This window comes from Hydrogenophaga sp., from assembly GCF_048549895.1.
In the GTDB taxonomy this organism is placed as follows: Bacteria; Pseudomonadota; Gammaproteobacteria; order Burkholderiales; family Burkholderiaceae_C; genus Hydrogenophaga.
On sequence record NZ_JBLYYB010000141.1, the window covers coordinates 1 to 7,906 of the forward strand.

Consider the following 7,906-nt stretch of genomic DNA (forward strand, 5'->3'; position numbering starts at 1 on the left):
GCACCATGCAGGCGCCGGGCTCCTGACCGGCGCCGTTGCCGATCAGCAAGTAGCAGCCGGGCACGCGCTCCAACATGAAGGCGAAGTCTTCGCTGCCAGTCAGCAGGGGGCCTTGGGCCACCACCTGCGAGGGCGGGAAATGTGCACGCGCCGCCGCCAGAGCGCGCTCGGTCTGCTGCGCGTCGTTGACCAGCACCGCGTAGCCCGGGCGCCAGTCCAGCTCGGCGCGCACACCAAAGCTCTCGGCCTGCAGGCGCACCAGTTCGCGGATGCGCTGCTCCACGCTCAAACGCACCTGCGGGTCCAGCGCGCGCACGCTGAGTTCCAGGCGGGCCGTGGCCGGGATCACGTTGTTGGCCTGACCGGCGTGCACGGCGCCCACGGTGACGACCGCTGGCTGCAAAGGGTCCACATGGCGCGAGACGATGGTCTGCAGCGCCATGACGATGGATGCTGCCGCGACGACCACATCGGTGGTTCTGTGGGGCATGGCGCCATGGCCACCCACACCGTGCAGCGTGACCGTGGCGTAGTCGGAAGACGCCATCGCCGGGCCACTGCGGAACACCAGTTGGCCTTGGGCGTGGCCTGGCATGTTGTGCATGGCGAAGATCGCATCGCAGGGAAAGCGCTCGAACAGGCCGTCCTCCATCATCTTGAGCGCGCCCCCGCCGCCCTCTTCTGCGGGCTGGAAGATCAGGTTGAGCGTGCCGTCAAAAGCGCCCTCTTCTGCGAGGTGCTGTGCGGCGGCCAGCAGCATGGCGGTGTGGCCGTCGTGCCCGCAGGCGTGCATCACGCCGTGGTGGCAACTGGTCCAGTCGGTGCCGGTGGCCTCAATGATCGGCAGCGCATCCATGTCGGCGCGCAGGCCGATCGTGCGCTCTGAGCTGCCCCGGCGCAGTTGCCCCACCACCCCGGTGCCCCCCAGACCCGTGGTCACCGCGTAACCCCACGCTTGCAGCTTCTGCGCCACCAGGGCACTGGTGCGGTGCTCGTCAAAGGCCAGCTCCGGGTGCTGGTGGATGTCGCGCCGCAGCGCGATGAACTCCTGAACCGCTTGATCGCTGAGTCGTTCCAAGGCCGTTGCTCCGGTTGATTCATGAACTTTGTTGCATGCTAGAAAGCGTTGGTCTTAAAGTCCAATGCATTGCTGATCAACCATCAATAACTTTCACAGAGGATTTGAGATGACGCTGGTGCAACTGCGGCACTTCGTGGTGCTGGCCGATGTGGGCTCGTTCGTGCAGGCATCTGCGGCGCTGTTTCTCACCCAGCCGGCGCTCACCCGCAGCATCCACGCGCTGGAAGACGAACTCGGCGGCACGCTGTTCGATCGCCTGGGGCGTCGCATTTCCCTGACCCCGTTCGGCCACGAAGTGCTGGCGCGCGCGAGGCGCCTGGTGGGCGATGCCGAGGCGCTCAGACAGGCAGGCAAGGGCCTGCACGCTGGACTGATCGGCCAGCTTCGGGTGGGGCTGAGTTCTGCGCCGGGCGCGCTGCTCAGCACACCGCTGATGCTGCACATGGCCGAGCACCACCCCCGGCTGCAGGTTCAGATCTCGCGCGGCAACACCGCCGTGCTGCTCAGCGCGCTGCGTGCGCAGCACCTGGACGCAGCCATCGTCGACATCCGGGACATGCGGCCCTCGGCCGACCTGCAGGTGACCCTGGCCTTCGAGCTGGATGCCGGTTTTCTGGTGCGCCGGGACCACCCGCTGGCCCAGCCAGGCCGCGCGGTGAGCCTGGAGGACGTGATGGCGTATCCGGTGGCGTCCACCCCACTGAGCGACGAAGTGGCTCGCCTGTTGATCACCCGCTACGGCCCGCAGGCCAACCCGGACGACATGGTCACCCTGCGTTGCGACGAGTCGCTCAGCATCGTGGAGGTGGCCCGACGCAGCAACGCCGTCGTGCTGACCGTCAACGCCGTGGCGGCGGACCTGATCCGTCTGGACGTGTCACCACGCCTGGATGCGGTGGCGCGGTTCGGACTGGTCACACCGGCGCAACGCCAGGGCGCGCCGGCGCTGCGGATCTTGCGGGAGCAGTTGCCGCGCTGGACTGCCGCAGCTTGCGGGTTGTGATCCGGTCGGGGTTTTCCCGGGTGGCGGGTTCAAGAACATGAAGGATATTGCGTGCACTTCTTATGAGCACACCGTCAAAACTCCTCATTCTGGTCGGCACCATGACCAACACCGCTGAGTATGTGGCTCAGGCCATCGAGATGGATTGCGCCGATCTGGTCCCAAGCATCGAGGTCCGCATGATGGACGGCTTGGACATCCAGGTGTTTGACGAAGATGCACTTTACGTCATCTGCTCGTCCACCTACGGCTCGGGCGATGTGCCCGACAACGCCCGCCACCTCTACGAATCCCTCTCCAGTCAACCCAAATACCTGGGTAGCGTGCGCTACGGCGTGATCGCGCTGGGCGACAGCGTGTACCCCCAGACCTTCTGCAACGGTGGCCTGCGCTTCGACGAACGCCTGGCCGATCTGGGCGCGGTGCGCGTCGGCGAGGTGTTTCGCCACGACGCATCTGCCGGCACCGAGCCGGAGGTGGTGTGCACCGCCTGGGCGCGCGAGTGGCTGGCGTTGGCACTGGCCGCAACCACCTGACTCGGCGCTTTCATATTCACACGTAAATAGTTCAGGCCTCAAGTACGGGTAATTCTGTATCGCCAATCGATACCCTCCCGTCTACAGTGACCCGGCCATCCCGCTTTCCGCCAACCCAACTGGAGATTCCCTCATGACCACTCGCCGACTTGTCCTGACCCGCAGCGCTGCCGTGATCGGCGCCGCGTCCACCGGCCTGTTGCTGCCCGAATTCGCGCGCGCACAGTCGGACAAGGTCCGCGTGGGTTTCATGCTGCCTTACACCGGCACCTTCGCCCAGTTGGGCGTGGCCATCGAAAACGGCTTTCGCATGGCCTTGAACGAACAGGGCGGCAAGCTCGGCGGCCGTGAGGTCGAGTTCTTCAAGGTCGACGACGAATCCAACCCGGCCAAGGGCATCGAGAACGCCACCCGCCTGGTGCAGCGCGACAAGGTCGACGTGCTCGTGGGCACGGTGCACTCCGGCGTGCAGATGGGCATCCACAAGGTGGCGCGCGACAGCGGCGTGCTCAGCCTGATCCCCAACGCCGGCGTGCACGTGGCCACCCGCGCCCAATGCGCGCCCAACGTCTTCCGCACTTCATTCACCAACTCACAGCCCACGCTGGCGCTGGGCAAGGCCATGATGGAACGCGGCCACAAGAAAGCCGTGTGGATCACCTGGAACTACGCAGCGGGTGACGAGGCCTTTGAAGGCTTCGAGAAGAGCTACACCGAAGCGGGTGGCACCATCGTCAAAAAGCTCGGCCTGCCCTTCCCCAACGTGGAGTTCCAGGCGCTGCTGACCGAGATCGCCTCGCTCAACCCCGATGCCGTGGCCTGCTTCTTCGCCGGTGGCGGCGCGGCCAAGTTCCTGCGCGACTTTGCCGCGGCGGGCTTGAACAAGAACATCCAGCTCTACGGCTCGGGCTTCCTGACCGAGGGCGTGCTTGAAGCCGCTGGCCCGGCCGCCGACGGTGTGTTGACCACCATGCACTACAGCGATTCGCTGGACACGCCGCGCAACAAGAAATTCCGCCTCGACTACGCCAAGACGTTCAAGCTCCAGCCCGACGTGTACGCGGTGCAGGGTTATGACACCGGTTTGCTGCTCGTCAAAGGTGCGAATGCTGTCAAGGGTGACCTGAACAACAAACAGGCACTCTACGCGGCCATGAACGGCGCCGAAATCGACAGCCCGCGCGGCAAGTGGAAGATGAGCGCGGCCCACAACCCGATCCAGGACATGTACCTGCGCAAGGTCGAGAACAAGGAAAACAAGGTGATCGGCATCGCGCAAAAGGCTGTGGCCGACCCCGCTACCGGCTGCCGCATGGGCTGAAGCCAGTCGGACCTGCGCCCCTTCCGGGCTGGTCTCTCAGCAGGCCGGCGCCTCACGGGCGCTGGCCTGTTTTTTGCACGCTTCCCCGATCCCACGACCCACCTGATCGCCCATGGATTTCGCCAACTTCCTGATCCAGTTGCTCAACAGCCTGCAATACGGCCTGTTGCTGTTCATGCTGGCCGCCGGCCTCACGCTGATCTTCGGGATCATGGGTGTGGTCAACCTGGCGCACGGCAGCTTCTACATGCTGGGCGCTTACCTCGCGTGGTTCCTGGTCGGCCAACTGGACAGCCTGGTGCTGGCCATCGTGTTGGGCACGGTGATCGCCGTGGCACTGGGCTGGCTGCTGGAGTGGTCGCTGTTTCGCCACTTCTACCACCGCGACCACCTCGACCAGGTGCTGCTCACCTTCGGCCTGATCTACATCTTTGAAGAGGTGCGCTCCATCCTCTGGGGCGACGACGTGCACGCGGTGCAGGTGCCCGAGGTGCTGAACTGGTCGATCCCGCTGACCGAGAACCTCTCCTACCCGGTGTACCGGCTGGTGATGTCGGGCGTGTGCATCGCGCTGGCCCTCGGCCTGTACCTGCTGATTTCCAAAACCCGCCTGGGCATGAAGATCCGCGCTGGTGCATTCAACCGCGAGATGACCGAATCGCTGGGCATCAACATCCGCCTCATCCACGGCGTGGTGTTCGCACTGGGCGTGGCGCTGGCCGCCATCGCCGGCATGATCGCCTCGCCCATTGCCAGCGTCTACCCCGGCATGGGCAGCTCGGTGCTGATCATGTGTTTTGTGGTGGTGGTCATCGGCGGCATCGGTTCGGTGCGCGGCGCCCTGGTGGCCGCATTGCTGGTGGGCCTGGTCGACACCTTCGGCAAGGTGCTGGTGCCGCAGATCGCGGGCATGGCCGTGTACATGTTGATGGCACTCGTGCTGCTCTACAAGCCCGAAGGGCTGTTCAAACAATGAGTTCTCCGAAAGCCCAACTCGAAAACCTGCCGCGCAGCATCCAGGCCATTTTGGTGCTGGGCGCCATCGCGCTCGCTGCGTTCCCGCTCATTCCGCTGACCGGTGGCGACTTCTATTTGCAGATGCTCTCGCAGATGATGATCCTGGCGATCTTCGCCATGAGCCTCGATCTGCTGCAGGGCGTGACTGGCCTGGTGTCGCTCGGCCACGCGGCCTACTTTGGTCTCGCCGGCTACGCCCTCGCTTTCCTCACCCCGGCCGACACGCCCATCAGCCTGTGGTGGGCCCTGCCCGCCTCGGCGCTGGGTGCGGGCCTGGCGGCGCTGATCATCGGCTTCTTCGTGGTGCGCACCCACGGCATCTACTTCATCATGGTCACCATGGCGTTCGCGCAGATGGTGTTCTTCCTGTTCTTCGACAACAAGGCGCTCGGCGGTTCGGACGGTGTGTACGTGAACTTCCGCCCCGACGCCTCGGTGTTTGGCTGGACCGGCATCGACCTCGAAAACAAGACCACCTTCTATTACTTCACGCTGTTGTTGCTGGTGCTGGTGTACGCCTTCCTGCGCCGGCTCTTGTTCTCGCCGTTTGGCCGCGTGCTTGCCGGCATCCGCGTGAACGAACACCGCATGCGCGCCGTGGGTTACGGCACCTTCGGCTACAAGCTCGCGGCCTTCACGCTGGCCGGTGCGCTGGCTGGCGTGGCAGGCTTTCTGTGGGCCGCGCAGACCGGTTATGTGAACCCGGAGCTGATGGGATTTCACATGAGCGCGCACGCGATCATGATGGTCATCCTCGGCGGCATGGGCAACTTCGCCGGGGCCATCGTGGGCGCCTTCGCGTTTGAATACGTGATGCACTTCTTCAAGGACCTCACCAAACACTGGCAGCTGCTCATGGGCAGTTTCATCGTGCTGGTGGTGGTGTTCGCGCCGCGTGGTTTGCTGGGCTTGGTTGAGCGTTTCACCAAGAAAAAGGCTGCGCCATGAGTGACCTCCTGCTCTCCGCACGCAACCTCACCAAACGCTTCGGCGGTCTGGCCGCCGTCAACGATGTGTCGGTCGACCTGCACCGCGACCGCATCCACGCGGTGATCGGCCCCAACGGCGCGGGCAAGTCCACGCTGACCAACCTGCTCTCGGGCGACCTGCCACCCACCTCGGGCCGCATCACGCTCAACGGCGTCGAGACCGCCGGCAAGAGCCCCGAGAAAATCTCGCGCCTGGGCCTGGGCCGCAGCTACCAGAAGACCAACATCTTCCTGCCCTTCACCGTGTGGGACAACGTGCGTCTGGCCGCGCAATCGCGCGAGCGGCACGCGCCGTGGAACCCGCTGCGCTGGGTGTCGTCGGCCAGCGCCATGGGCGCGGTCAACGAGCGCTGCGAACGCGCGCTGAAACTCGCGGGATTGACCTCACGTGCCAGCGTGGTGGCCGGCACCACCAGCCACGGCGAGCAGCGCCAGCTGGAAATCGCCATGACGCTGGCCACCGAGCCCACCGTGCTGCTGCTCGACGAACCCCTGGCCGGCATGGGCCAGGCCGAGGCCGAGAGCATGGTGGCGCTGCTGCTGCGTTTGAAAAAGGACCACGCCATGATGCTGGTGGAACACGACATGGACGCCGTGTTCACGCTGGCCGACCAGCTCACCGTGATGGTGAACGGCCAGGTGATCGCCAGCGGCACGCCTGCGCAGGTGCGCGCCGATGCTTCCGTGCAAGCAGCCTACCTGGGTGAGGAACACTGATGAGCGCTTTGACGAACGCATTGGTGGAGGCCAAGGGTCTCAACACCCATTACGGCGCCAGCCACATCCTGCGCGGCATCGACTTCACCGTCGGCCAAGGCCAGACGATTGGCCTGATGGGCCGCAACGGCATGGGCAAGTCCACGCTGCTCAAATCCATCATGGGCATCGTCAAACCCAGTGGAGGCAAAGTGCATGTGAAGGGCCGCGACATGACGGGCGCACCCACCTTCGAGATTGCGCGACAAGGCCTGGCCTACGTGCCCGAAGGCCGCGGCATCTTCGGCAACCTGAGCGTGAAGGAAAACCTGGTGATGTCGGCCCGCGCTGGCACCAAGGGCCAGCGTGACTGGACCTATGACCGGGTGCTGGAAACCTTCCCGCGCCTGGCCGAACGCCTGAACCACGGCGGGCAACAGCTCAGCGGCGGCGAACAGCAGATGCTCACCATCGGCCGCGCGCTCATGACCAACCCCGACCTGCTCATCCTCGACGAAGCCACCGAAGGTTTGGCGCCGCTGATTGCGCGCGAGATCTGGCGCATCTGCGGCCTGATCCGTGAGAGCGGCATCAGCAGCATCATCGTGGACAAGAACTGGAAACACGTCACCCAGATCACCGACCGCAACGTGATCCTGGTCAAGGGCGAGGTGGTGTTCGAGGGCAGTTCTGAAGAACTCCTGTCGAAGCCCGAACTGCTCGAACAGTACCTCGGCGTCTGAGCCTGTTCAGAGCAAGGGCCGCAGTTCACGCGCAGCGTCCTGCAGCAGCGGCAACATGTCGCGCTGGAACTGTGGTGAATCCATGCGCTCGGCGGACGACACCACGTTCAGCGCGGCCACCGCCTTGCCTTGCATGTTGCGCAGTGGCACGGCGAGCGCAAACACGCCCAGCTCGTGTTCCTCGCGGGCGATGGCCACGTCATGGCTGCGCACCTCGGCAATGAGGGCTTTGAACACCTTGTGATCGACCGCGGTGTGCGGCGTCAGGCGGGGCAGCTCGCGTCCCTTGAGCCAGGTGGTGAATTCACCGCGTGGCATGGCCGCCAGCAACACCCGACCGGTGGAGGTGGCGTGGGCAGGCAGTCGCGCGCCGAGGTGCAGCCCATAGGCCATGAGCCGCTGGCCGCCGATCGACACGTTGCGCGCCACGATCACCACCTCGTCGCCGTCGAGCACCGCCGCTGAAAACGAATCCCGCGTGAGTGCGGCAAGTCGGTTGAGCGTGGGCTGCAGCAAGCGC

Annotated in this window: 9 protein-coding genes; 7 read left to right on the forward strand and 2 right to left on the reverse strand. The window is 65.0% G+C overall.

Translation table 11 applies throughout. From position 1 onward, the window contains the following. The coding region (locus ACN4F8_RS14455; RefSeq protein ID WP_419474237.1) for a M20 aminoacylase family protein at window positions 1-1,078 on the reverse strand (1,078 nt) is incomplete at its 3' end. A 109-nt stretch (window positions 1,079-1,187) separates the two neighbouring features. Here ACN4F8_RS14455 and ACN4F8_RS14460 point away from each other — a divergent pair. The 7 genes from ACN4F8_RS14460 to ACN4F8_RS14490 all read left to right on the forward strand — a co-directional run bounded on the left by ACN4F8_RS14460 (window position 1,188) and on the right by ACN4F8_RS14490 (window position 7,386). Further along, the gene (locus ACN4F8_RS14460) at window positions 1,188-2,084 is read left to right on the forward strand and encodes a LysR substrate-binding domain-containing protein (protein ID WP_419474238.1); all 897 of its coding nucleotides are present in this window, start codon (window positions 1,188-1,190) and stop codon (window positions 2,082-2,084) included. A gap of 62 nt (window positions 2,085-2,146) precedes the next feature. Next, window positions 2,147-2,620, forward strand: a complete 474-nt coding sequence (locus tag ACN4F8_RS14465) for a flavodoxin domain-containing protein (protein ID WP_419474239.1) — start codon at window positions 2,147-2,149, stop codon at window positions 2,618-2,620. Window positions 2,621-2,753: 133 nt separating this feature from the next. After that, window positions 2,754-3,941: an ABC transporter substrate-binding protein gene (locus tag ACN4F8_RS14470; protein ID WP_419474240.1), complete on the forward strand. Its 1,188-nt coding sequence runs from the start codon at window positions 2,754-2,756 to the stop codon at window positions 3,939-3,941. A 112-nt stretch (window positions 3,942-4,053) separates the two neighbouring features. Beyond that, window positions 4,054-4,917, forward strand: a complete 864-nt coding sequence (locus ACN4F8_RS14475) for a branched-chain amino acid ABC transporter permease (RefSeq protein WP_291214131.1) — start codon at window positions 4,054-4,056, stop codon at window positions 4,915-4,917. Next, the gene (locus tag ACN4F8_RS14480; RefSeq protein WP_419474241.1) at window positions 4,914-5,906 is read left to right on the forward strand and encodes a branched-chain amino acid ABC transporter permease; all 993 of its coding nucleotides are present in this window, start codon (window positions 4,914-4,916) and stop codon (window positions 5,904-5,906) included. The genes ACN4F8_RS14475 and ACN4F8_RS14480 overlap by 4 nt, the downstream gene beginning before the upstream one ends. Further along, window positions 5,903-6,664 carry an ABC transporter ATP-binding protein gene (locus tag ACN4F8_RS14485; protein ID WP_419474242.1) on the forward strand — a complete coding sequence of 254 codons (762 nt, stop codon included), beginning with the start codon at window positions 5,903-5,905 and terminating at the stop codon, window positions 6,662-6,664. Before ACN4F8_RS14480 ends, ACN4F8_RS14485 begins: the two co-directional genes overlap by 4 nt. Next, a complete protein-coding gene (locus ACN4F8_RS14490; RefSeq protein WP_419474243.1) occupies window positions 6,664-7,386 on the forward strand; it encodes an ABC transporter ATP-binding protein in 723 nt (240 codons plus the stop codon). Before ACN4F8_RS14485 ends, ACN4F8_RS14490 begins: the two co-directional genes overlap by 1 nt. Window positions 7,387-7,392: 6 nt before the next feature. On the opposite strand, the gene ACN4F8_RS14495 is transcribed toward ACN4F8_RS14490, so the two are convergent. Then, window positions 7,393-7,906, reverse strand: a 514-nt coding sequence (locus ACN4F8_RS14495) for an IclR family transcriptional regulator domain-containing protein (protein WP_419474244.1), incomplete at its 5' end; no start/stop codon positions are given.

What these genes read in the sequence shown, in the direction of transcription:
- ACN4F8_RS14480 (WP_419474241.1), top strand. Translation starts at nt 4,914, where the DNA reads ATGAGTTCTCCGAAAGCCCAACTCGAAAACCTGCCGCGCAGCATCCAG.
- ACN4F8_RS14460 (WP_419474238.1), top strand. Translation starts at nt 1,188, where the DNA reads ATGACGCTGGTGCAACTGCGGCACTTCGTGGTGCTGGCCGATGTGGGC.
- ACN4F8_RS14465 (WP_419474239.1), top strand. Translation starts at nt 2,147, where the DNA reads ATGAGCACACCGTCAAAACTCCTCATTCTGGTCGGCACCATGACCAAC.
- ACN4F8_RS14475 (WP_291214131.1), top strand. Translation starts at nt 4,054, where the DNA reads ATGGATTTCGCCAACTTCCTGATCCAGTTGCTCAACAGCCTGCAATAC.
- ACN4F8_RS14485 (WP_419474242.1), top strand. Translation starts at nt 5,903, where the DNA reads ATGAGTGACCTCCTGCTCTCCGCACGCAACCTCACCAAACGCTTCGGC.
- ACN4F8_RS14490 (WP_419474243.1), top strand. Translation starts at nt 6,664, where the DNA reads ATGAGCGCTTTGACGAACGCATTGGTGGAGGCCAAGGGTCTCAACACC.
- ACN4F8_RS14470 (WP_419474240.1), top strand. Translation starts at nt 2,754, where the DNA reads ATGACCACTCGCCGACTTGTCCTGACCCGCAGCGCTGCCGTGATCGGC.